At 63.8% G+C, this 22,201-nt stretch carries 24 protein-coding genes; 10 read left to right on the top strand and 14 right to left on the bottom strand.

The window, feature by feature from the left end; genetic code table 11:
• Positions 1-46: 46 nt before the first annotated feature.
• The 8 genes from O3297_RS27735 to O3297_RS27700 are packed head-to-tail and all read right to left on the bottom strand — an operon-like array spanning position 47 to position 6,980.
• Positions 47-502 (bottom strand): nuclear transport factor 2 family protein, encoded by a 456-nt coding sequence (locus tag O3297_RS27735; RefSeq protein ID WP_305051116.1) that lies wholly within the window; start codon positions 500-502, stop codon positions 47-49.
• Positions 499-1,266, bottom strand: coding sequence for an SDR family oxidoreductase (locus tag O3297_RS27730; RefSeq protein ID WP_092612956.1), 768 nt, complete (start codon positions 1,264-1,266; stop codon positions 499-501). The genes O3297_RS27735 and O3297_RS27730 overlap by 4 nt, the downstream gene beginning before the upstream one ends.
• Complete coding sequence (locus O3297_RS27725) at positions 1,263-1,823, bottom strand: DUF3833 domain-containing protein (protein ID WP_370385453.1); 561 nt, start codon at positions 1,821-1,823, stop codon at positions 1,263-1,265. The genes O3297_RS27730 and O3297_RS27725 overlap by 4 nt, the downstream gene beginning before the upstream one ends.
• Positions 1,811-3,091, bottom strand: coding sequence for an MFS transporter (locus O3297_RS27720; protein ID WP_092612953.1), 1,281 nt, complete (start codon positions 3,089-3,091; stop codon positions 1,811-1,813). Before O3297_RS27720 ends, O3297_RS27725 begins: the two co-directional genes overlap by 13 nt.
• Positions 3,088-3,636: a chalcone isomerase family protein gene (locus O3297_RS27715; protein WP_305051114.1), complete on the bottom strand. Its 549-nt coding sequence runs from the start codon at positions 3,634-3,636 to the stop codon at positions 3,088-3,090. Before O3297_RS27715 ends, O3297_RS27720 begins: the two co-directional genes overlap by 4 nt.
• 2 nt (positions 3,637-3,638) lie before the next feature.
• Positions 3,639-4,886 carry a class I SAM-dependent methyltransferase gene (locus tag O3297_RS27710; RefSeq protein ID WP_370385452.1) on the bottom strand — a complete coding sequence of 416 codons (1,248 nt, stop codon included), beginning with the start codon at positions 4,884-4,886 and terminating at the stop codon, positions 3,639-3,641.
• Positions 4,883-5,680 (bottom strand): DUF1365 domain-containing protein, encoded by a 798-nt coding sequence (locus O3297_RS27705; protein ID WP_305051112.1) that lies wholly within the window; start codon positions 5,678-5,680, stop codon positions 4,883-4,885. The genes O3297_RS27710 and O3297_RS27705 overlap by 4 nt, the downstream gene beginning before the upstream one ends.
• Positions 5,670-6,980 (bottom strand): NAD(P)/FAD-dependent oxidoreductase, encoded by a 1,311-nt coding sequence (locus O3297_RS27700; protein ID WP_305051111.1) that lies wholly within the window; start codon positions 6,978-6,980, stop codon positions 5,670-5,672. Before O3297_RS27700 ends, O3297_RS27705 begins: the two co-directional genes overlap by 11 nt.
• A 165-nt stretch (positions 6,981-7,145) precedes the next feature.
• On the opposite strand from O3297_RS27700, the gene O3297_RS27695 reads away from it, so the two are divergent.
• The 5 genes from O3297_RS27695 (at position 7,146) to rpoH (ending at position 12,329) form a co-directional block, all read left to right on the top strand.
• Positions 7,146-8,126, top strand: coding sequence for a MerR family transcriptional regulator (locus O3297_RS27695; RefSeq protein WP_305051110.1), 981 nt, complete (start codon positions 7,146-7,148; stop codon positions 8,124-8,126).
• Between the two features lie 164 nt (positions 8,127-8,290).
• Positions 8,291-9,349 carry a signal recognition particle-docking protein FtsY gene (gene ftsY, locus O3297_RS27690; protein ID WP_034784937.1) on the top strand — a complete coding sequence of 353 codons (1,059 nt, stop codon included), beginning with the start codon at positions 8,291-8,293 and terminating at the stop codon, positions 9,347-9,349.
• Between the two features lie 8 nt (positions 9,350-9,357).
• Complete coding sequence (locus tag O3297_RS27685) at positions 9,358-10,101, top strand: cell division ATP-binding protein FtsE (protein ID WP_034784934.1); 744 nt, start codon at positions 9,358-9,360, stop codon at positions 10,099-10,101.
• On the top strand, positions 10,098-11,018 hold the full coding sequence (gene ftsX / locus O3297_RS27680; RefSeq protein WP_034784931.1) for a permease-like cell division protein FtsX: 921 nt from the start codon (positions 10,098-10,100) through the stop codon (positions 11,016-11,018). The genes O3297_RS27685 and ftsX overlap by 4 nt, the downstream gene beginning before the upstream one ends.
• 417 nt (positions 11,019-11,435) lie before the next feature.
• The gene (rpoH, locus tag O3297_RS27675) at positions 11,436-12,329 is read left to right on the top strand and encodes an RNA polymerase sigma factor RpoH (protein WP_034784924.1); all 894 of its coding nucleotides are present in this window, start codon (positions 11,436-11,438) and stop codon (positions 12,327-12,329) included.
• 90 nt (positions 12,330-12,419) lie between these two features.
• Here rpoH and O3297_RS27670 read toward each other — a convergent pair whose 3' ends face one another.
• Positions 12,420-12,686, bottom strand: coding sequence for a hypothetical protein (locus tag O3297_RS27670; RefSeq protein WP_034784922.1), 267 nt, complete (start codon positions 12,684-12,686; stop codon positions 12,420-12,422).
• Positions 12,687-12,865: 179 nt separating this feature from the next.
• Between O3297_RS27670 and O3297_RS27665 the strand changes: the two genes are divergently transcribed.
• Complete coding sequence (locus O3297_RS27665; protein WP_305051105.1) at positions 12,866-13,318, top strand: hypothetical protein; 453 nt, start codon at positions 12,866-12,868, stop codon at positions 13,316-13,318.
• Here O3297_RS27665 and O3297_RS27660 read toward each other — a convergent pair.
• A complete protein-coding gene (locus O3297_RS27660) occupies positions 13,315-13,662 on the bottom strand; it encodes an antibiotic biosynthesis monooxygenase (RefSeq protein WP_305051104.1) in 348 nt (115 codons plus the stop codon). The two genes, O3297_RS27665 and O3297_RS27660, sit on opposite strands and share 4 nt — an antisense overlap.
• Complete coding sequence (locus tag O3297_RS27655; protein ID WP_305051102.1) at positions 13,659-14,786, bottom strand: cytochrome P450; 1,128 nt, start codon at positions 14,784-14,786, stop codon at positions 13,659-13,661. The genes O3297_RS27660 and O3297_RS27655 overlap by 4 nt, the downstream gene beginning before the upstream one ends.
• A 76-nt stretch (positions 14,787-14,862) precedes the next feature.
• Here O3297_RS27655 and O3297_RS27650 point away from each other — a divergent pair, with 76 nt between their 5' ends.
• From O3297_RS27650 to O3297_RS27635, 4 genes are all read left to right on the top strand, one after another.
• The gene (locus O3297_RS27650) at positions 14,863-15,561 is read left to right on the top strand and encodes a helix-turn-helix transcriptional regulator (RefSeq protein WP_305051100.1); all 699 of its coding nucleotides are present in this window, start codon (positions 14,863-14,865) and stop codon (positions 15,559-15,561) included.
• 10 nt (positions 15,562-15,571) lie between these two features.
• Positions 15,572-16,303 carry an ABC transporter ATP-binding protein gene (locus tag O3297_RS27645; RefSeq protein ID WP_034784911.1) on the top strand — a complete coding sequence of 244 codons (732 nt, stop codon included), beginning with the start codon at positions 15,572-15,574 and terminating at the stop codon, positions 16,301-16,303.
• Positions 16,300-18,621 carry a CPBP family intramembrane glutamic endopeptidase gene (locus tag O3297_RS27640; protein WP_305051098.1) on the top strand — a complete coding sequence of 774 codons (2,322 nt, stop codon included), beginning with the start codon at positions 16,300-16,302 and terminating at the stop codon, positions 18,619-18,621. Before O3297_RS27645 ends, O3297_RS27640 begins: the two co-directional genes overlap by 4 nt.
• A gap of 72 nt (positions 18,622-18,693) precedes the next feature.
• Entirely contained in the window at positions 18,694-20,346 is a 1,653-nt protein-coding gene (locus O3297_RS27635; RefSeq protein WP_305051097.1) for a patatin-like phospholipase family protein, read from the top strand.
• A gap of 70 nt (positions 20,347-20,416) precedes the next feature.
• Here the strand turns inward: O3297_RS27635 and O3297_RS27630 are convergent, their stop codons facing one another.
• The 3 genes from O3297_RS27630 to O3297_RS27620 form a co-directional block, all read right to left on the bottom strand.
• Positions 20,417-20,635, bottom strand: a complete 219-nt coding sequence (locus tag O3297_RS27630; RefSeq protein ID WP_289906915.1) for a YqaE/Pmp3 family membrane protein — start codon at positions 20,633-20,635, stop codon at positions 20,417-20,419.
• Positions 20,636-20,839: 204 nt separating this feature from the next.
• Complete coding sequence (locus tag O3297_RS27625) at positions 20,840-21,421, bottom strand: TerD family protein (RefSeq protein WP_034784902.1); 582 nt, start codon at positions 21,419-21,421, stop codon at positions 20,840-20,842.
• Between the two features lie 38 nt (positions 21,422-21,459).
• The gene (locus O3297_RS27620) at positions 21,460-22,155 is read right to left on the bottom strand and encodes a TIGR00266 family protein (protein WP_070258816.1); all 696 of its coding nucleotides are present in this window, start codon (positions 22,153-22,155) and stop codon (positions 21,460-21,462) included.
• Positions 22,156-22,201 lie beyond the last annotated feature (46 nt).

The following is a 22,201-nucleotide window of genomic DNA, read 5'->3' as shown; positions in this document are numbered from 1 at the left end:
CTTTTTCTTTTTCGCATTTTTTGCTTATAAGCATCAAGAATCAGCCTTAACGCTGGCTTGCGCGGCGGAGCATGCGCATGAAAGGGCCCAGCACCGGCAGTTTTTCATACAATTCTTCCGCCAAATCCCAATAATCGCGGTGCATTACCACCCGTCCCTGCCTATCGAAACGCACATGGGTTGCGCCACGAATGCACTGTTCGCCAGATACCAGGCGTTTCATGCGGAAGCGAAACTCCCACGTCAGGAACGCTTGCTGTCCCTGCCCCAGGCTTTCCAGCACGACAAACCGTGGTGCATCGACTTGCACGAACATATGCTCGAAGATGGCCAGGATGGCGGCATGCCCCACCACCTCGTTGAACGGGTCCTTGAAATGGGCGTCTGGCGCATACACGGCGCCCAGCTGGGCCAGGCCCTCCAGGCTCAGGTGTTCGTAAAACGCCACCAGGCGCACCAGCGCCTCTTCCATGCCTTCCGGGTCCAGCATGCTTGTACTCATACGCCCGTCACCTTGCGGATCAACCAAAAATAGGCGCGGTAGGGCAACAGCCGCGCCAGGCGCATGACATTGGTAAAGCGCTTGGGAAAGTGGATGTGGAACTGGCCCCGCTCTATGCCGTCGAGCATGGCGGCGGCCGCGTCACGCGCCGTCATCAGGGCCGGCATGGTGAAATCGTTGTCCGCCGTCAGGGGCGTGGCGACAAAGCCGGGATTGATCTGGTACACGCCGATGCCGCGCGGATGCAGGTCCAGGTACAGCGACTCCGTCAGGTTGATCAGCGCCGCCTTGCTGGCGCCGTACGCGAGCGCCTTGGGCAAGCCGCCATAACCGGCCACCGAAGCGACGATGCCGATGCCGCCACTGCCCTGGCGCAATAGCCACGGCAAAGCCTGCTCCAGGCAATTGAAGACGCCGCCCACATTCAGGGCCAGCAAGCCCTGGGCCGCCTCGAGGTCGAAGCTATCGGCGCGCATGGCCTGATAGCCGCCGGCGACCACCAGTATCAGGTCGATATGCGTCCACTGCTGCTGCAATTCTACGCAAACGGCCCGCAGCTGCGCGTGCTGGGTGATATCGAGCGGCAATGCCTGCGCCAGCGCCTGTCCCTCGCACAGCCGCTCAAGGCTGGCACGATGGCGGGCTGACAAGGCCACGCTGGCGCCCTGCTCCAGCAACAAGGTGGCGCACGCGGCACCGATGCCGCTGGAAGCGCCGATGATCCATACGCGCTTGCCGGCCCAGCTGGTAACCTTGCGATTCATGGGGCCGCCTGCGGACGCTTGCTGAACGATAAAGTGACGGCGCCCAGGCTGAAGCCGAACTTGCTCATGGCGGCGCGGTTCAGCATGACCTTGTCATCCATCAGGAACATCCAGTCCTCGAAGTCGACGTGGTAAACCGTGCCGTCGACGGGCAACGCCAGCACGTATTGCCAGCGCAGCGCATTGCCGGCCACTTCGCCGACAGCTTCCCCGATCACGTCGGGCGCCGTGCCGATGAAGCGCCCGGGCGCCGTCTTGCACAAGGTCCACACGCGCCGTTGGCGGCTGCCGTCCGAATACGTGAAGTCTTCATCCAGGGTGCCCGTCTCGCCCACCCAGCTGGCCCGCATCACCACGGTGAAGCGCTTGACCACCTTGCCGGAGCGGTCCTGGAAGATGCCGTGGGCATCGAGCGTGCCATTGAAATACTGTTGCAGATCCAGTATGGGCAATTCCTGCGCATACGTGGCCGGCGTGGGCGGCGTGGAGCAGGCGGCCAGCGCCAGCATCAGGACCGCCAGCGGCAAACGGCGTTTGCAATAACTCATGAAGCGCATGCGCGATTCTCCAGGTGGTCACTATATATATGTTGCAAGGGTGCACGCCACAACAGTAACGCCGCCAGCAGTTTCAAGGCGCAGGGCAGCAAGGCGTAGGCGGCAGCCAGGGCCGGCAAGCCTTTGCTGCTGCCCGGCACATAGCCGAGCCAGGCCAGCAGGGGCAAGGCGATGCCGGCCGCCAGCGCCAGGCTCATCTGCACGCCCCAGTTCCACCAGCCGAAATACGCCGCTTCGTGCCGCCCGGCATGGCCGGCCGCGCCGATCAGCCCTGCCAGCAGGGCCGGCGGCAAGGCCAGGTCGGCGCCCAGCGCCAGGCCCGACAGCAGACAGATGGCGGCAAAGCCCCAGGCGGCACCCGCGCCCAGGCCATACGCCCAGACAAACACGGTTGCGGCCAGCAGCATGGCACCACACCAGGCACGGGCTTCGCCAAAGCGTCGCGCCAGGGCCACCCACACGGGCATCGAGGCGGCCGCCGCGCAAAAGTAGACGATCAGGAACGGCCCTGCGTAATGGCCCAGGCGCAGGTAGTCAGTGGCAAAGAACAGGAACAGGGTGGCGGGAATGGCGGCCGCCACGCCATTGACGAGCAAGACGGCAAACAGCCAGCGAAAGGCGCGCTGGCGAAACGGCAGGCGCCAGGCGCCAGCGGGCAGCGCCTGCGGGCCTTGGCGCAACACCGGACGCGGCGCGCGCGCCAGCAGCAGCGCACCCGCCGCCAGCAGGCAAACGGCGAAGGCCAGCGACAAGCCGTCATAGCCGAGCACGGAAGTGAGCCCCGCTGCCAGGATCACGCCGAGCAAGCCGCAGCCTTCGCGCACGGCCGTCACCCGCGCCCGCTGCGCGCGCAGCTGGCTCAGGGCCGCGCCCCAGCTCTGGTGCGCGATACCAGCCAGGCCATAGGCGGCATACACGAGCAGCAAGGCGGCCAGGAACCAGGCCAGGGTGGCAGCTTCCCGCATGGCCGGCGGATGGAACAGGGCAGCAAAGCCCAGCAACAGCAAGGGCAGCGAGGCGCCAACATATATTGCATAGCTGCGCCCGCCACGCGCCATCCAGACACCGAGGGCAGGATCGATGAAGGCAGCGGCGATGCGTGCCGCCAGCAGTACGGCACCGATTTGCGCCAGGTCAAGACTGCTGCGCTGCGCATAAAACGGCGCCACATATATATAGATGGGCAGCGCCAGCATGGCCAACGGCAGGCCGAACAGGCCATAACTGAACAAGGCAGGCAAGGTCAAGGCGCTGGCCCCGGCGTTCATGGCAGCGGCGCCGCACTCTGCAGCAAGGCCGCGCGCAGCTTCGGCGCCGTGCTCGACGGCGACAGCCAGATGGCAAAGAAGGCGCGCGCGAAGTCGCCATCCGTCACGTCGGCCAGCACCTTGCCATCGAGATAAAAACGCACACCGGGCGCGATGCCCGCCCGGTAGGCGCCTGCGATGCGCTGGTCTTCCTTGACGTCAGGAAAGATGCGCTGCATGGTGGCCAGCCAGGCCAGGCGCTGCTCCGGCGTACCCGCGCCGATTTTCTGCATCTGTTCGTAGCTGGCTTCGGCGATTTTCTTGCCGTCGAGCGCGCGCGCGTAGCGCAGTTCCAGTACAAACGGCGCCGTTTCGGATGCCGCACCCTGGTAGCCTTGGGGTCCCACCCACAGTTGCGCGCGGTAAATACGCATGCCGAACCACGTGTATTCTCCCTCGCCCGCCAGGCGGGCCTCGGGTACGTCGGCAGCGATGAAGGCTGGCGGCGCGGCAGCGGCGCCCAACATGGTCAATGACAGCACAACAGTGGCAAGCAGGCGGCGCATGGTCAGTCCTTGATCAGGGTAAATTGCATCACATCCGTGTTGTGCGCCTGGAAGGCGGCCTCGCAATACGCGAGGTAAAACTCCCAGGTCAGCAGGAAACGGCCATCGAAACCCTGCTTTTCCAGCGCCGCGCGCTGGGCCAGGAAGCTGGCGCGCCACTGGCGCAAGGTTTCCGCGTAATCGAGGCCAAAGCTGAAGGCGTCTTCCACGCGCAAGCCCTGCGCCTCGGCGGCGCGGCGGAACCCGGCCGGCGAAGGCAGCATGCCGCCCGGGAAAATGTACTGTTGAATGAAATCCGTGCTCTTGCTGTAGCGCTCGAACAGTTCGTCGGCAATGACGATGGTCTGAATGCAGGCGCGTCCGCCCGGCTTCAGGTTGCGCGCCACGCACTCGAAATAGCCGGGCCAGTAGCTTTGTCCCACGGCTTCGAACATCTCGATCGAGGCGATGGCGTCGTACTGGCCATGGCTGTCGCGGTAATCGCACAGCTGCAGGTCGGCCTGCCCTGCCAGCCCCGCATCGTGCAGGCGCTGGTGCGCATACGCGAGCTGTTCGGTCGACAAGGTCAGGCCCGTCACGTGGGCGCCGTAGCTGCGCGCCGCCGTTTCCGCAAAGCCGCCCCAGCCGCAGCCGATTTCCAGCACGCGCTGGCCCGGCTGCAGTTGCAACTGGTCCGCGATGCGCCGGTATTTGGCACCTTGCGCCTGCTCCAGGCTGGCGCCTTCGGAAAACAGCGCGCTCGAATACGTCATCGACGGGTCCAGCCACAGCTGGTAAAAGGCGTTGCCGATGTCGTAATGGGCGTGGATATTCTTCTTGCTGCCGGCACGCGAATTGCGGTGCAGCAAATGGCGCACCTTATAGATCAGATTGCCCCACCAGTTGCCGTAGATCAGGGATTCGATGTGCGCACGGTTGCGTATCATTAATTCGATCAGGCCCGGCAAATTGTCCGTGCGCCAGTCCCCCGCGATAAACGTTTCGGCAAAGCCGATGTCGCCCGAGCGCAGGACGGCCGCACACAGGCGCCAGTTGTGCAAGTCCAGCGTGACAGGGTGGCTGCCATCGCCGTACAGCAAGATGCTGCCATCAGACGTACGCAGGCGCAAAGCGCCATATTGCAATTTTTCCAGCAGGCGCACAATCATGCGCCCGGCAGCGGGCATGTCACGATGGTCATGCACATGCACATGCACGGGAGTGGAACTGCTGCGCGCATGCAGGCCGGTCGGCAGGGAATCGGAGCTCATCGGGACACCTTTTCTTGTGGAGGGTGGGGTTTGCTGAAAAACGGCACGCGGCGCAGCCACAGGCGCAATGCCTGCCAATGGATGCGCGCCATCACGCCAAACGTCATCAGGGGATAGCGCAGCAAGGCCCAGGCGATGGCGCCATCGCGCAGCGGCTGCGCCGTGCCGGACAAGCTCGTCCGCAGCAGCGGGCCGTCGAGGTCGTCGTAATCGACCCTGGCCAGGTGGCGCTCGCCGCTCTGAGCCTGATTGCGCAGGAAACGGAAGCGGTACTGGCCTTCCACCTTGCAAAACGGCGACACGTGGAAAATTTTCTTCGCGACCAGTTCGCTGCCAAAGGCAATCGCGCCGCCCTGCTCGAGCAAGTACAAATGGCGCTCGCCAAAGGTATTGCGCACATCGCAGAGCACGGCCCGCAGCGCGCCGTCAAGCCCGTGGCAAAACCAGAAACTGACGGGATTGAAGACATAGCCGAACATGCGCGGCATGGTTTGCAGCCAGATTTCGCCGCCCGCGTCGACCACGCCATGCTGGTGCAGCAAGCCGTCGATCCAGTCCAGCAGCGGCGTCGTGCCATCGCCGTGGTCGCTGTCGCGGAAGGACAGCACATTGGCGCTGTTGCGCGAAATCAAACGGGCAGCAAAATCGTGCGCGCCCAGGCTGCGCAAGGGCAAACGCAAATAAAACATGCCGTAAGCAAAGGCATGCGCTCGCGGACGCAGCCGCGCATGGCGCACCCGTCCCAGGCACAGCTGGGGCTGCGGCCGGAGCGGCTGCGTGGGATCACGCGGCATGGCCAAACTCCGCCGACGCCAGGCCATTGAGTGCTTCCGCCACGGCCAGGCCCGACTTCAAGCCGTCTTCATGGAAGCCGTAGCCCGTCCAGGCGCCCGCGAACCACGTGTGCTGCGCGCCCTGGAAGCCGGCCAGGCGCGCCTGGGCCGCAATGGCCGCGCCATCGAACACGGGATGGGCATACGAAAACTCGTCGATGATAGTCGCCGGATCGGGCTCGTCGAGCGGATTGAGCGAAACGATGACAGGCGTAGTGAAGGGCAAAGGCTGCAACTGGTTCAGCAAATAATGCACGCACACTTGCGGCGCATCACCGTGCGCGGCCGGCCGGCCCTGGTAATTCCAGGCCGACCAGGCACGGCGGCGCTGCGGCAGGCAGGACGCATCCGTATGCAGTACCGCGCGGTTGGGCTGGTAGCGCACGGCTTCGAGCACGGAGCGCTCGTCGTCGCGGATATCTCCCAGCAGGGCCAGCGACTGCTCGCTATGGCAAGCGAGCACGACGTGGTCGACATGGTCGACGCCGGCGGCCGTCTGCAGCTCGACCATGCGCGCGCCACCGTGCGGCTGGCGGCGCACGGCCAGCACGGGGCAAGCCAGGCGCTGCTGTGGGATGCCTGCCAGCAATTTTTCCACGTACACGCGCGAGCCGCCCCGCACCGTGCGCCATTGCGGCCGGTCGCTCACTTGCAGCAAGCCATGGTTGTGGCAGAAACGGATGAAGGTAGCCAAGGGAAAGGCCAGCATCTGGCGCGCCGGACACGACCAGATGCAGGCGGCCATCGGCAACAGATACCAATGGCGGAACTCGTCGCCATAGCCGTGCAGGTCGAGGAATTCTCCCAGCGACAGGGCCGGCGCCGGCAAGGCGGTCGTGGCCAGAGCGCTGGCCTGGCGGTTGAAGCGCACGATATCGCGCAACATGCGCAGGAAGGCGGGGCGCAGCAGATTGCTGCGCTGGGCAAACACGGTGTCCAGATTGGCACCCGCCCATTCCAGCACGCGGGCGTCCGGCGTCGCGCCCAGCGGCATCTTCACGGAAAACGACATGTCGCTGTCGGCCGCCTCGACGCCCAGTTCCTGGAACAGTTGCACCAGGTGCGGATACGTGGCGTGGTTAAACACGAGAAAACCCGTGTCGACGCCATGCGTGACGCCATCGAGCGTGACATCTACCGTATGGCTGTGGCCGCCAAAATAGTCGCCCGCCTCGTACAAGGTGACGTCCCGGCCCGATTGCGCCAGGCGATAGGCACACGACAAACCTGCGATTCCTGCTCCGACGACGGCAATTTTCATGAGTACACCTGCATTAAGTTTGTCCTGGACAAAATCAGCTTCATGGATAATCGATGAAATATTGATTCATGTCAATGAGTGTGCGAGCCGCTCCAAAACTCATACGCCCGCGATTTCCAATCGGATTCAGCTATTTGGTATGGGGCGGCGGAAGGCGTAAAATGCATGCCACGTTCTTCCGCAAGCGAGCAAAGCCACCCTGGTATGGATACTGACCTGCAACCCACTTCCGCCTTCAGCATCAGCGATGTCGAACGCGATACCGGACTGGCCAAGGAAACCTTGCGTGTGTGGGAGCGCCGCTACGCCTTTCCCCAGCCCCAGCGCGACGCCTTTGGCGAGCGCAGCTACCCGGCCGAGCAAGTGCAGAAGTTGCGCATGGTCAAGCGCTTGCTGGACCTCGGATTCCGTCCGGGCAAAATCATGCAGCACAGCACCGTGCAATTGCAGCAGCTGGCCAGCGCCAGCAGCGCGGCGCCGTCAACGCCGGCCCCCCAGCTCGAACACTACCTGTCCCTGTGCCGTGGCCACCAGATGGCCGAACTGGGCGACGCCCTGCGCCAGGCGCTGGCCGTGCTGGGCCTGAAAGCGTTCACCATCGACGTCATCGCCCCCCTCACCGGCATGGTGGGCGAAGCGTGGGCTTGCGGCGAACTGGCCGTGTATGAGGAGCATCTGTATAGCGAAACCTTGCAAACGGTGATGCGCCACGCCATCTTTTCCCTGCCACAAGCAAGCATCCCCTCCACGCGCTCCCCACGCATCGTCCTCAGTACCTTGCCGCAGGAGCGTCATGGCCTGGGGCTGCTGATGGCCGAGGCGCTGTGCGCGGCGGCCGGCGCCCATTGCATGTCGCTGGGCGTGGAAACGCCGCTGACGGACATCGTCGCGGCCGCCCGCGCGCAACGGGCGGACATCGTGGCGCTGTCGTTTTCCAGCGCCAGCAAGCAACGGCAGACGCGCGACAGCCTGCAGCAGCTGCACGCAAGCTTGCCGCCCAACATGGAATTGTGGGCCGGCGGACGCAGTCCTGTGCTGACCAGGCAGCCGCCACACTTTTTGCATGTGCTGGACCTGCGGCAAGTGGACGAAAGCATCGCCGACTGGCGCCGCCGTCACCAGGCACTGGCCCTGCAAACCCACTGAACCGGCTGAAAAGCGCGGCAACTGCGGCGATCTCCGTGGATAGCCGCGCAATGTTGCCAATCGAACAGTAAAGCATGAAGGGCCGGGCGCGCTCTGGTAGAATAGCCCGTAACACAGTGTCCGGCGCCGCCGGGCCTTAGGTCAGCACCCGCCACCACACATCCATGTTTAGTTTCTTCAAGAAAAAACCCATCGCTCCCGAGGCTGCACCAGCCGAGCCTCTCGTCCTTCCCGCCGCCACGCCGCCTGCCCCGCAGCCTGCCGCTACGCCCCTGAGCGGTGCGCCGGCCGAGCTCGTGCCCGTGATCGTGGCCGCCGAACCCGAGAAAAAATCGTGGATGACGCGCCTCAAGGCGGGCCTGTCGAAAACCTCGAACACCCTGTCCGTGCTGTTTGTCGGCGCGAAGATCGACGACGCCCTGTACGAAGAGCTGGAAGCGGCGCTGCTGATGTCCGACGCCGGCATCGACGCCACGGAATTCCTGCTGACGGAACTGAAGAAGAGAGTCAAGGAAGACAAGCTGCTCGACGCGGCCGCCGTCAAGGCCGCCCTGAAGGTGCTGCTGATCGACCTGCTCTCGCCACTGGAAAAGCGCTTCGAGCTGGGCCGCCACAAGCCGCTGGTGATGATGATTTCCGGCGTGAATGGCGCCGGCAAGACCACCACCATCGGCAAGCTGGCCAAGCACATGCAGTCGAACAACCAGTCCGTGCTGCTGGCCGCGGGCGACACCTTCCGTGCCGCCGCGCGCGAGCAGCTGATGGTCTGGGGCGAGCGCAACAACGTCACCGTGATTTCGCAGGAATCGGGCGACCCGGCCGCCGTGGCTTACGACTCCGTGCAATCGGCGAAAGCGCGCGGCATCGACGTGGTCATGGTCGACACGGCAGGCCGCTTGCCGACGCAGTTGCACCTGATGGAAGAATTGAAGAAAATCAAGCGCGTGATCGGCAAGGGCATGGATGGCGCACCGCATGAAACCTTGCTCGTCATCGACGGCAACACGGGCCAGAACGCCCTCACGCAAGTGAAGGCCTTCGACGATGCCCTGCAGTTGAGCGGTCTGGTGATCACCAAGCTGGACGGCACCGCCAAGGGCGGCGTGCTGGCGGCAATTGCCCGCGTGCGTCCCGTGCCCGTGTATTTCATCGGCATCGGTGAGAAAATTGAAGACTTGCAGCCTTTCGTGGCTGCCGAATTTGTCGAAGCGCTGCTCGGATAAGCCCATACATGATTGAATTTCAGCACGTCTCCAAGCAATACTCCCCCGATGCCGTGGCGCTCAGCGACATTTCGCTCAGTATTGCCAAGGGCGAGCTGGTGTTCCTGGCTGGCCCGTCCGGCGCCGGCAAATCCACCTTGCTGAAAATGATCGCCGCCATGGAACGCCCCACGTCGGGCAAGCTGATCGTCAATGGCCAGGACATGGCGAAGATCAAGCCGGCCGGCGTGCCGTTTTTGCGCCGTAACATGGGCCTGATCTTCCAGCAGCAAAAATTGCTCAACGACCGCTCCATCCTGGCCAACGTCATGCTGCCGCTGCTCGTCGTCGGCGCCCACAAGGCGGCCGCCGAACAGCGCGCGCGCGCCGCGCTCGACAAGGTGGGACTGCTGGACCGCGCCATGGCGCGACCGCTGTCGCTGTCGGGCGGGGAACAGCAGCGCGTATCGATCGCGCGCGCCATCGTCAACCGGCCGCAGATCATCCTGGCCGACGAACCGACGGCCAACCTGGACCGCGCCAGCGCCAACAAGGTGCTCGACGCCCTGAAAGCATTCCACTCCGTGGGCGTGACCTGCCTCATTTCCAGCCATGACGAACAGATGCTCGACGCCGCCGCCCGCGTGATCCACCTGAAAAACGGCCAGCTGGTCGCCATCGACAAGGCCACGCAGGCGCCGGTCTTCGCGCCGCCCGATCCCGATTTTGCGCCCTCTCCCGACCAGGACGACGCGCAGGGAGAGCAGGCATGAGAGGCTGGTTCCGTCAACACCGCTTCGCCCTCGGTTCGGCGCTGATTCACTTGCGCAAGTCGCCGGGCGGCTTTCTATTGAACGTGCTCGTCGTCGCCATCGCCCTGTCGCTGCCGTTCGCCGGCTTGACCATGCTCGACAATGTCCGCCCCATGTCGGAACAGATGTCGGTCGACCCGGAAATCAGCGTCTTCCTGAAGATCGACACGCCGCGCGAGCAAGCCGTGGCCCTGGCGAGCGCCATGCGCAAGATCGTGGGCCCGCAAAAGGCAAAGATCGTCTTCATCCCGCGCGAACAGGCGCTGGACTCGCTGAAAAACAAGAGCGGCCTGGCCGATGTGCTCAGCACCTTGGGCGACAATCCCCTGCCCGACAGCTATGTGCTGAAACTCGATGCCTTCAGCAGCGCCAGCGAAGCGCAGGATGTCGATGCGGTGGCGGAACAGTTGCGCCAGCTGCCATTCGTGGAATCGGCGCAAGTCGATTCGGCCTGGGTCAAGCGCCTGGCGGCCCTGCTGGGTGTGCTGCGCCTGGTGCTGCTGCTGCTGGCGATCACGCTGGGCGTGGCCGTGATCGCCGTGGTCTTCAATACCATCCGCCTGCAGGTGATGCAGCAGCGCGATGAAATCAGCATCTCGAAATTGATCGGCGCCACCGATACCTTCATCCACCGCCCCTTCTATTACACGGGCGCCCTGCTGGGCCTGTGCGCCGGTGCGCTGGCCCTGGGCGCCGTGGCGCTGGCCTTGCAGCCGCTGAATACCGCGATTGCCGAGTTTGCCCGCCTGTATGCGTCCGAATTCCAGCTGGTGCCGCTGGCGCCGCTGCCGATGGCCGGCTTGCTGGCCCTCAGCGCCGGCCTGGGTCTGATCGGCGCCTTCCTCTGCGTGCAGCGCCACCTGGCGCGCCTGAACTGATCCTCTTTCGCATGGCGGCGCCTCCGGTGCCGCCATGCGCCCTCCCCATACTGCTGTTATCTTGATAATAAGCAAGTATTCTTAAGGCTCGCTTCAGCCAGAGGCCGTAGACTGGCCATGTTGTCGTAAAGCGGCCTGCGGCGCTGTTCAGATCGCTTTTTAAAGATGTATATCAAGCATTCATTCGCCATAGCATTTAGGCTATCAGGTCGATTAAATGTGCTGATTGGCACTCTCAAGCAGAGAGTGCTAATATAGGGACATACCAATAGCAGAACCGCCATGGACGCCAGATCAAGATGGTGCCGCGATCTGCAAAGTGCAAGACCGAATACGCAAAAACGAAGATACGAGCTGCCACGTCGCGTGACGTGGCCAACTGGAACAAAGCAAGACTACGAGGGAGAAAACATGACTATGATGTCCGCAACGTCCGCATTGGTTCCGACCAAAAGTAATGCGCTGGGCCTCGGGTTCACTGGCAATCTGGGCAATATCGACGCCTATATTTCGGCCGTGAACCGCCTGCCCATGTTGACCCATGACGAAGAAATTTCGCTGGCGACACGCCTGCGTGAAAAAAATGACCTGGCCGCCGCGCAAGAACTGGTGCTGTCGCACCTGCGCCTGGTGGTCTCGATTGCCCGCGGCTACCTGGGCTATGGCTTGCCGCACGCCGACCTGATTCAGGAAGGCAATATCGGCTTGATGAAAGCCGTGAAGCGTTTCGATCCGGACCAGGGCGTGCGCCTGGTGTCGTACGCCATGCACTGGGTGAAAGCCGAGATGCACGAGTACATCCTGAAAAACTGGCGCCTGGTCAAGGTCGCGACGACGAAGGCGCAGCGCAAGCTGTTCTTCAACCTGCGCAGTCACAAGACGGGCCTGGACGCGATGACGCCAAAGCAGATCGATGCGCTGGCCAAGCTGCTCGACGTGAAGCGCGAAGAAGTGATCGAGATGGAAACCCGCTTGAGCGGCCGCGACATCGCGCTGGAATCGCCGACCGACGATGAAGACGACAAGTTTTCGCCGATCGCCTACCTGTCGTCGGAGCAAAGCGAGCCGACCAAGGTACTGGAAGCGGAACAAGTGACGCGCCTGCAATCGGAAGGCCTGGAAACGGCACTGTCGAAGCTGGACGCCCGTTCGCGCCGCATCATCGAAGCGCGCTGGCTGGCCAACGACGACGGCTCCGGCGCCACCCTGCACGCGCTGGCAGAAGAGTTCGGCGTATCGGCCGAACGCATCCGCCAGATCGAAGTGGCGGCGCTGAAAAAAATGAAGGGCGCCCTGGCCGCCTACGTGTAATCGCAAGCAATGCCGCAATGCAAAAGGCGCCGCAAGGCGCCTTTTAGTTTTATAACTTGATATTTATCAACAGATAAACATTGTCAGCCCTTACGCTGCAGCCAAGCCCTTGGTGATCAGCTCGGCGACCAATTCATTCAGATCCGCGCCGCGCTCCTTGGCCAGGGTCTGCAATTGCAAGACCAGATCGCTGTTCAGCTTGACGGCGAATGGCACCAGGCCCAGGGCCTGATCGCGCTTGCGCTGCTCGCGGCGGTCGATGACCACCGCTTCCTTACCGAATGCACCGGCGCCGGGAACATTCATCTTTCCCATCAGTTTCTTGGCATCGCTTTTGGCCAGGTCGGTTTTTTTCATGGTTGTTTCCTGATTTTCAAAACAGCCATTCTACGCAGTAATCGGCGCGCCGCGTGGCTGGCGCATCAATTCACCGGCAGCACGCCAATAGTGCGCCGTAAAAATATCATTTTGTTACTATCATTTTCATCCCACACGTGAACAAGCACGCCGGGGACGCTCCACCTGAAAGGAAAAACATGCATTATCTGACCCGCTCTTACCGTACCGTGCTACTTCCCCTGTTCTTCGCCTGCCTGGCCGTGCTGGCTGGCTGCGGCGCGGCCGGCAGCGCTGGCGACGCGGAAAACACGCCGCGCAGCGTCACCCACGTGCTCTCGCCGGGCGAACAGGTGGCCATCACGGCCACCGATACCCTGAAACTCGAACGTGTCAACGACAGCCGCTGCCGCAAGGGCGCCGTGTGCGTGTGGAAAGGCTACGTCAGCTACAGTTTCAGTTTGCTCAACAGCGCACGCGCCACGGACATCGTCTTGTCCGACTCCATGCCCGGCGCCGCCAGTTCCGTCACCGTCAACCACCTGACGTTTACCCTGCTCGACGTCGATCCGGCCACGCCGCCCGCCCTGAATGCGGCCGAGCCCACGTACCGGGTCAAAGTGAAAATCACGCAGGGCGCACTGCCCCGCTAAACGCTGTGGCGCCGCCGGCTGTCGGCCGGCGCCTGCTGCCGGTCCAGCATGCCGTAATCGCGCACGACGGCGGCAATGCGCAGCCGGTAGTCGTCAAACACGCCCTGCCGGCCGGCCGATTGCGCCGCGCGGTGCGCTTCCAGCTGCCGCCATTGCGCCAGCGCCGCCTCGTCGCGAAAGAAGGATAGCGACAGCAATTTGCCTGGCTCGCTCAGGCTGCTGAAGCGCTCGATGGAAATGAAACCGTCCACTTCATCGAGCAAGGGACGCAGCGCGGAGGCCAGGTCCAGATACTGCTGGCGCCCTTCCGCGCCGGGCCAGACTTCGAAAATCACGGCAATCATTTCATTTCTCCCAGGCTAAAAACAGGGATGCGCGCGTTCAGCGACGGCAGATAACGCCACGCCAGCGGCATGCGGTCCAGCCCGTCGGCCCACGCCTGCAGGCAAGCCGTGGCGATGGCCTGCGCGATGGACTGGCCCGGACAGGCGTGGCGGCCATGGCCAAAGCCGCACTCCGCATGGCCGGCGCTGGCCAGCACGACGACGATCATCTGCCCGGCCGGCACGCGCACGCCATCGAACTCCACGTCTTGCGCCGTGTAGCGGCGCGTGTTGTGGATGGAGGGGTCATGCCGGCTGACCTCGCGCAGCAGGGCTGGCCACAGCCGGGGGGCGGCACGCACTTGCGTGGACAACTCCGGTTGCGTGCGCAAGGCAACTATGGCATTGCCCAGCAAGCCGGCCGTGGCATCGCAGGTCTGCGACAGCAGGCCCACGAGGTTGGCCAGCACGCCGCCCGAGGCCTGCCAGCCCAGCGCTTCCGCCTCGGACACGACCCTGGCCAGCAAGCTGCCGGGCAATGCATCCGCCTCGCGCAGCAACCCGGTAAAACCTTGCAGCAAGGCGTCGGCTGCCACTTGCGCACCGGCCAGTTGTTCTCCATTACTCAGCGGTGACAGGCAGGCGACGAAATCGCGCGTCCAGGCAGCCAGCGCCGGCCATTGCGCTGGCGCAAAACCCAGCAAGTCCGCCATGGCAAGCAGGGGCAGTTCGAACAGCGCGCCGTTCAATTGCGCAGCGCTGGCAGGCACGCGGTCGCTGGCCATGCGCCACGTCCGCGCCTGCAGGTGCGCCAGGTCCACCTGTCCCAGCGAACGCGCCAGCACCTGCTTCGGCACGGCATGCCGTTCGCCTTCATTCATGCGCACCAATTCCGCAAAAATCGCACCGCACGGCGTGCCCGCCAGGGTATCCGGCACCGGCTGGCCGGTCGGGCGCACGTGGCAATCGGGATGCTCGAGCACGGCGCGCACGCCGGCCGCGCCCGTCGCCAGCCAGCAGTCGAGCCGCGCATCGAAACGCAGCGGCGGGCCGTCCGCCAGGCGGCGATAGTAGTCATACGGCGCCGCGTGGGTAACGGCTGAAAAAGGGTCGGCGGGGTCGATAACAAAGTCGGCGAGCGGCATGCGCATTCCATTGCAGTGAGGTGGGGACACGAGTATGCTGCTCCTTCCACCACAACACTTCGCCCTGGAACGAATCATGGATGACAAGCTTCCCTCGGCCGACATGGGACTGGCGCAACTGGCCGGCGCCATCGCCGAACCGGCCCGCGCGCGCATGCTGTGCAGCCTGCTCGACGGCCATGCGCGCACGGCCACGGAATTGGCGGCGCTGGCCGAGGTGGGCGCCTCGACGGCCAGCGCCCATCTGGCGCGCTTGCGCGACGATGGCTTGCTGTCCATGCTGGCGCAGGGCAAGCACCGCTATTACCGCCTCGCCAGCGCGGAAGTGGGCCAGGCCCTCGAAGCGCTGCTGGTGGTGGCCGGCGTGGCGGCAACGCCGTTTACGCCCACCACGCCGGACCGCTTGCGCCATGCGCGCACCTGCTACGACCACATGGCCGGCAGCGTCGCCGTCACGCTGCACGACCAGTTGCAAGCGCAAGGCTGGCTGCTGGCCGATGGCGGCGAAGGCGAGTATCGGCTGTCGGTAGAGGGCGCGGCCGGCATGGCGGCCCTGGGCATCGACGTGCCGCAATTGCAGCGCCAGCGCCGCCGCTTCGCCTGCGCCTGCCTGGACTGGAGCGAACGGCGCGCCCACCTGGGCGGCGCGCTGGGGGCGGCCATCCTGCAGCTGGCCCTGCGCCAGCGCTGGGCCGAACGCGAACTCGACAGCCGCGCCCTGCGCCTCACGCCGGCCGGTGAACGGCGCCTGCTGGCCGCCTTCGGTGGAAGCTGAAGGGCACACGATGATCACATTCCAGGACCTGGCCAAACAGTACGGCGCGTTCGAGGCCGTCAAGCCGCTGACCTTGCAGGTAGGAAAAGGAGAGGTCTTCGGCTTCCTGGGCCCGAACGGGGCGGGAAAAACCACCACCATCCGCATGCTGATGGGCATCCTCGTGCCCAGCGCCGGGCGCGTGCTGGTCGATGGCCTCGATTGCCACCGCGATGGCGCCGCCGTCAAGCGCAAGGTGGGCTACCTGCCCGACAATCCCATCTTTTACGATTATTTGCGCGGCCGTGAAATCCTGCAATTCGTGGCCGAAATGCATGGTTTTTCGCACACGGAAGCGGCCGCCCGCGCGGCTCGCCTGTTGACGGAGTTCGGCCTGGACGAAGCGAGCGAGGATTTCGCCGTCAATTACTCGCTGGGCATGAAGAAAAAACTGGGCCTGGCCTGCGCGCTGATCCACGATCCGGCCGTGCTGATCCTCGATGAACCGATCAACGGCCTCGACCCGCGTGCCTCGCGCGACGTGCAGGAACGCTTGCTGCGCCGCGCCGCCGCCGGCGCCACCATCTTCGTTTCCACGCATTTGCTCGATATGGCGCAAAAGCTGTGCAGCCGGGTCGCCATCATCCACCGGGGCGCCCTGGTCGCCACGGGCAGCCTGGACGATATCCGCCAGCAGTTGTCCAGCGATGGCAGCCTGGAAGAGCTCTTCTTGCAACTCACCGATGAAACGTCGACGGCATGACAGCGGCGCCGCCCACCGCCTGGCGCGCCGTCTGGCTGCTGACCCGCTTGCGCCTGCAGCGCCTGCTCAACATCAGCGGCCGGGGGCTTTCCTTCAAGAAAAACAGTAAAAGCCGCCCCGCCACGCCGGGCAAGCGCGGCGGACGCTGGCTGCTGGGGGCACTGCTATTGCTGCCCATGCTGTTTTCCTTTGGCAGCATCGCCCGCCACAGCGTGCTGAACATGCATTGCTTGCTGGACCAGGTCGCCGCCTGCCAGGCGCGCGGCAGCCTGCACACGGACAGCGGCCTGCTCGACCCCGTCATCACGCAACTGATGGCCACGCCGTTCAGCGCGACGCTGATCGGTGGCCTGACCCTGCAGCTAACGCTGTTGTGGCTGGTCAGCGTCCTGCTGCCGCTGGGCATGGGGGAACTATCGAAGCCGGACTGGGACCTGGAATGGCTGGTCACCCTGCCCGTCAGGAAAAGTACCCTGCTGTGGGCGCGCGTGCTCGAACGCACGCTCGTCAATCCGGCCGGCTTGCTGGCCCTGTGGCCCAGCACGACCGTCATCGCCTGGTATTCGGGCCAGGGCTGGTTTTCGCCACTGTCCGGCCTGCTCGCCAGCCTCGTGCTGCTGGCCCTGGCCGCCATGCTGCGCACCCTGGTCGACACGGGTTTGCGCCTGTCGCTCACGCCATCCCGGCTGGGCAACCTGCAGGCAGTGATTTCCCTGGCCGGGCTGTTGCCCATGTATATCGGCATGTCCTTCGGCATGGGCACGGGCGGCTTCGCGTATGCCTGGGCGGCGGCCATGCCCGCCTGGAGCAGCTGGACGCCGCCAGGCCTGCTGCTGCGCCTGCTCAATGCCGATGGCGTGGCCGCCTTGCTGCCCGCCATCCTGCTGCTGGCGCAATGCTTGTGCTTGATGCTGCTGGGCATGGCCATCCTGCGCCGCCAGTTGCGCCATGGCGTCGTGGGCGCGGGCCAGCGCGAAGCCGCGCGCAAGCCGGCAGCTGCGCCATCGCCCACGCAGCGGTGGCGCCCGCGCATCGGCACGGCGATCCAGCGGCGCGAGCTGACGTTGCTCTTGCGCGACCGCAATTTTCTCGTGCAAGCCCTGCTGATGCCCTTGCTGATCCTCGGCGGGCAGGCCCTGTTTACGGGCCAGGTGCGCGACGTGCACGCTCTGCTGGCCAGCCCCGTCTTGCTGGCCTCCACCGGCTTTTTCCTCGGCACCTATGTGCTGCTGATGTCGGCCTTCCAGACGCTAAACAAGGAAGGCGGCGCGCTGTGGCTGCTGTACACGTTTCCCGTCTCCATCGAACAGGCGCTGCGGCAAAAGGCGCAGCTGTGGGCCATGCTGGCCCTGCTGTATCCATTGATCCTGTTCGGCGCGGCGCTGGCCTGGCTGCCCGCGTGGTCGTGGCAAACGGCGGGCCTGATGCTGCTGGCCCTGGCCGGCATCCCCTTGTATGCGCTGATCGCCGTGGCGCTGGGCGTGTTTGCCAGCGACCCGCTGGCCACGGAAACCACGGCAAAGGTGCGCCCCACGTATATGTACCTGTATTTGCTGCTCACCGGTCTGTACATCGCCGCGCTGGCCGCCGGCAGCCTGGTGCAGCAACTGGTTTTTGTCGTGTTCACGGGCGCGCTGGCCGTGGCCCTGTGGCAAAAGGCGCGCGACGCGCTGCCCTGCCTGCTCGATCCCGCCGCTTCGCCGCCAGCCACGGTAGCGGCGGCCGATGGCCTGATCGCCGCCATGCTGTTTTTCGTCTTGCAGACACTTTCCTTGATCTTGCTCAAAGGGAGCAGTGCGACGCCGCTGGCGCAGCTAGCCCTCGCCTTCGGCGCGGCCGGTGCCCTCACGTATGCGCTGCTGCGCCTCGTCTACTGGCGCGCCAGGACGGCCGGCGTGCCGCGCATCGGACAGGGCCGCCAACCGTGGCGCCGGGGTGCTGCCGGCGCGGCCGTGGCAACGCTGTTCGGCATCGGCTGCGCGGCCCTGTTGCCGCCGCCCGCTGCACCATTGATGAAGATCAATGGCGACGGACTGTGGCTGCTGGCCGTGGGCGTGCTGGCCGCGCCCCTGTGCGAGGAATTCATCTTCCGCGGCTTGCTGCAGGGCGGCTTGCGCCGTTCTCTGCCCGCCTGGCAAGCGATCGGCATCGCCGCCGCGCTGTTTGCCATCGTGCATCCACCGGCCGCCATGCTGCCCGTCTTCGTGCTGGGCCTGTGCACGGGCATCGCATACGAGCGCAGCGGCGCGCTGCTGGCGCCCATGCTCACACACGCGCTCTACAATGCCGCCATGCTCGGCTATCAGATGAATAGCTGATTGTTGCCGGGTTTGCTAGAATCCCACACGTTTCCGTCCGTATCCCAACCAATGACTACGCACAGATCACGCATGAATCCACGCTTGTTCGTCCCATTTATCCTCGTTGCGCTGCTGAGCGGCTGCACGGTACTCGCCCTGCGCCCCAACCGCGGCGTCGAAAACCGCACGTTTACCGTGCAGGAAACCCCGCGCCTGCGCATCGACGCGCCCAAGGCGCGCATCCAGAACCCCATGCCGAATGACCACTTCATCGGCATCGCCTTGTCCGGCGGGGGCAGCCGCGCAGCTAATTTCTCGGCCGCCTCGCTGGAACAGCTGGAACAGTTCGGCCTCGTCAGCGGCGCCTCGGCCATTTCCGGCGTGTCGGGCGGCGCCATCGCGGGCGGCTACTATGCGCTGCATGGCAAGCAGACGGACTGGCCCTTGCTGCGCAGCAAGCTGAAAACGGATTTCTTTGGCCAGACCATCTTGAAACCCGCCAACCTGACAACGATGTTGTTGACGAACAAGACGCGCACCTCATTCCTGTCCGACGTGCTGGACGATGTGCTGTACGACAAGAAAACCTACCAGGACTTGCCGCACGACGGCCCCATCTTCCTGGCAAACGCAACGGACGCCACCGATGGCGGCAAGCGCGTGGTGTTTTCCTACGAGTATTTTTACAGCACCCTGCATTCGCCGATCCAGGATATCCGCCTGGCCACGGCCGTGGCCACCTCGGCCGCGTTTCCCGGCGTGTTCGATTCCGTCACCTTCGAGCGCTTCCGCCCGAAAAACAGTTTCGTGCCGGAACTCGGCTCCGAATCGCGCGAATCGCCGTCGTACGTGCATTTGTTCGATGGCGGCGCGGCCGACAACCTGGGCGTGGAAACCCTGTGGGACGTGGCCCTGACGCAGCTGTACGGCAACGACATGGCCGTCGTGCCGCCGCGCCTGAACAGCAAGCCCTTCATCCTCATTTCCATCGATGCCAACGCGCCCAATTCCAGCGCCGTGTTTGAAAAGATGTCGGACGAGCGCCAGCCGCTGGACCGCATCTTCAACAAGAATATCTACGATGCCGTCGACGCCCTGTTCTCGCGCCAGCGCAAGGAAAACCTCGTCAAGATGGGCTTTGGCCAAGCCCGCTTCGATACCATCACGCATGAAAACTTTGGCGACCTGAGCCAGAAATTCGTGAAGGGCAAGCGCACCTCGGCCTTTGCCATTCCCGTGCTGTGCCGCCCCCACCTGGGCCAGTACCGCTGCGAAGTCGATGCGGCCGATCCCTTGCCCGGCCAGATCCGCACGCGGCTGGAAGGCTTTGCCTGGCATATTTCCATCGACCAGATCGCCTCATTGGCGCTGCGCCTGGCCAGCGAAGACGTGCACGTCGACAGTGCGCGCAAGGAAGAGCGCGCCGCCCTCGTCAAGCTGCAACGCCTGGCCACGCAAACGAAAACCCATCTGAAGCTGACGGGTCCGGAAAATTGCAGCCCGGAAGTACTGCAATCGGCCCTGTACAGCGCCGCGCGCGTGCTGATCCTCGACGACGAAGAATCGCGCTTTGCCCTGTGCGACTACATGCTGGCGGGCCAGCTGATCAATGACGACACCGTCTGCAAGCAGCGCTATGTGCACGCCGTGCCCCGCTTTGCCATCGAAAGCGAAGATTTGCAGTACCGCAACCTGAGTTCGGACGGCAATTCCGTGAACGTGCCGATCCGCTGCAAGAAGTGAGCGCCCACAAAAAAGCCCGCACGATCGCTCGTGCGGGCTTTAGCGCAAGGATTCCAAGCGCCCGGCTGATCTAGATCAACCGACTACGCCTGCGCATGTAGCTGCGGCTTAACGCACCTTCCAGTTCCTGCTCCGTTTTATGCTGGTTCACCGTGTACAGGGCCCACAGGGCCGCCGGCGCCCAGCCGATCACAGTGCACTGCAAGATCAAGGCGGCGACACCGGCCAGCGGGCGCCCCAGCATGAAAAACGTGAGACACGGAAGTAGCAAGGCTATCAGCAATCGCATCACGACATACTCTCCTTCAATATAGAGCAGCGGACAAGGGCCGGTATCCGGTCCGTCCCCCGCCCGCTGCGTACTGCTCCTTAATAAAGTCTGGCAAAATCGTCGCGAGCGAATGCGAGTTGCAGCCGAGAAGCGCAGCTGTGCGAATGCACAGTGAGCATCACAGGCCGCAAATCGCGGCGCGCAGCAGATTTGGCCATACCTTTATAGATGCACGGAAATCTGGGGCATTAAGTCGTCAAACGTGCGACCGTTGCCGTTTTCTCCGATGGCGTGCATCTTCCATTCGCCGTTATGGCGGTACAGCTTGGCCATGATCTGCGCCGTGTGGGAACCTTGCACAGACAGGTTGAAACGCGCGACTTCCTGGTTATTGCTGGCATTCAAGATGCGGCAATAGGCGTTTTCCACCTGCGAGAAGTTCTGGCCAGTAAAGCTGTTGACGGTGAAGACCAGGCTTTTCACGTTCGCCGGCACTTTCGACAGATCGACATTGATCTGTTCGTCGTCGCCATCGCCCGCGCCCGTGCGGTTGTCGCCCGTGTGGACGATGCTGCCGTCCTTGCTTTTCAGCTGGCGGAACCAGACGATGTCGGACGTGCTCTTGTTCTCATCGAACATGACGCACGACGCGTCCAGGTCGACGGCTTCCGTCTTCGAACCGAAACCGAGGAAACCCTTGGTCTTGGCCGCATCCCAGCCCAGGCCCATGGTGATACGGGTCAGGGTGGTACCAGCTTCTTTATCCAGAGAAATCTTCTGGCCTTTGCTCAAATTGACAGACATACGCATTGCTCCTGTTTGGTTGGTTGCATCAACTGCTCTTACGCCGGCTTGCTTTGGGTCCAGGCGAGGAAGGCCGCGCGGTTGCGCGAGCACACGAGTATTTTTCCCGTGCCTGAAAACTTCAGTACCATGCCCTCGCCGCTGGTCTGGCTATTGATCAGGTTACCCAGAAAGCCGCCGCTGCTGCCGGTCGTCATGGAAATTTCGTATTGCAGGCGGTTGTCCCAGCACACGACGTGCGAGTTATCGATCACCACGTCCTTGCCAGGCGTCACTTCCAGTATCGACATCGCGCCAAAACCGGATACCGCCAACTGGCCGCTGCCTGCCGTCTCGGTGATGAAAAAACCACCGCTCTGGGCAAACAGCGCATTGCCAAGGCTTTGCGTGCGCACCTTCAATTCCACGCCAGACGTGGCCGCCACGAAAGCGCCGTCGCTGATCATGTATTGTTGGGCGCCAACCTCGAGCACCCGCATCGCGCCAGGCAAGGTGGGCGACAGCAAGCAATCGCCGTCGCCCCGCATAGCCTCGATATGCTGCTGAAAGAACGATTCCCCGTTGGCAAAGGTGCGCATCAGCGCGGCGCCTATGCCGCCGGTCATCTTGCCTTTCAGCTCAAGATTGGTTTCCATCATCACCATCGCGTTGGATTCGCAATAAATCTTCTCGCCCTTGGCAAGCGACACATGCAGGAACGGATCGACGTCCCCGGTAATACTAAAAACTGGCATCTGACTGTTCCTTCCTCAACGATGATGATGGTGTCGGGCTAAACCG

Source organism: Janthinobacterium sp. SUN128, from assembly GCF_030587275.1.
Taxonomy (GTDB): domain Bacteria; phylum Pseudomonadota; class Gammaproteobacteria; order Burkholderiales; family Burkholderiaceae_D; genus Janthinobacterium; species Janthinobacterium lividum.
The sequence above is the reverse complement of the archived record's forward strand: the minus strand, read 5'-3'. Positions and strand labels throughout refer to the sequence as shown.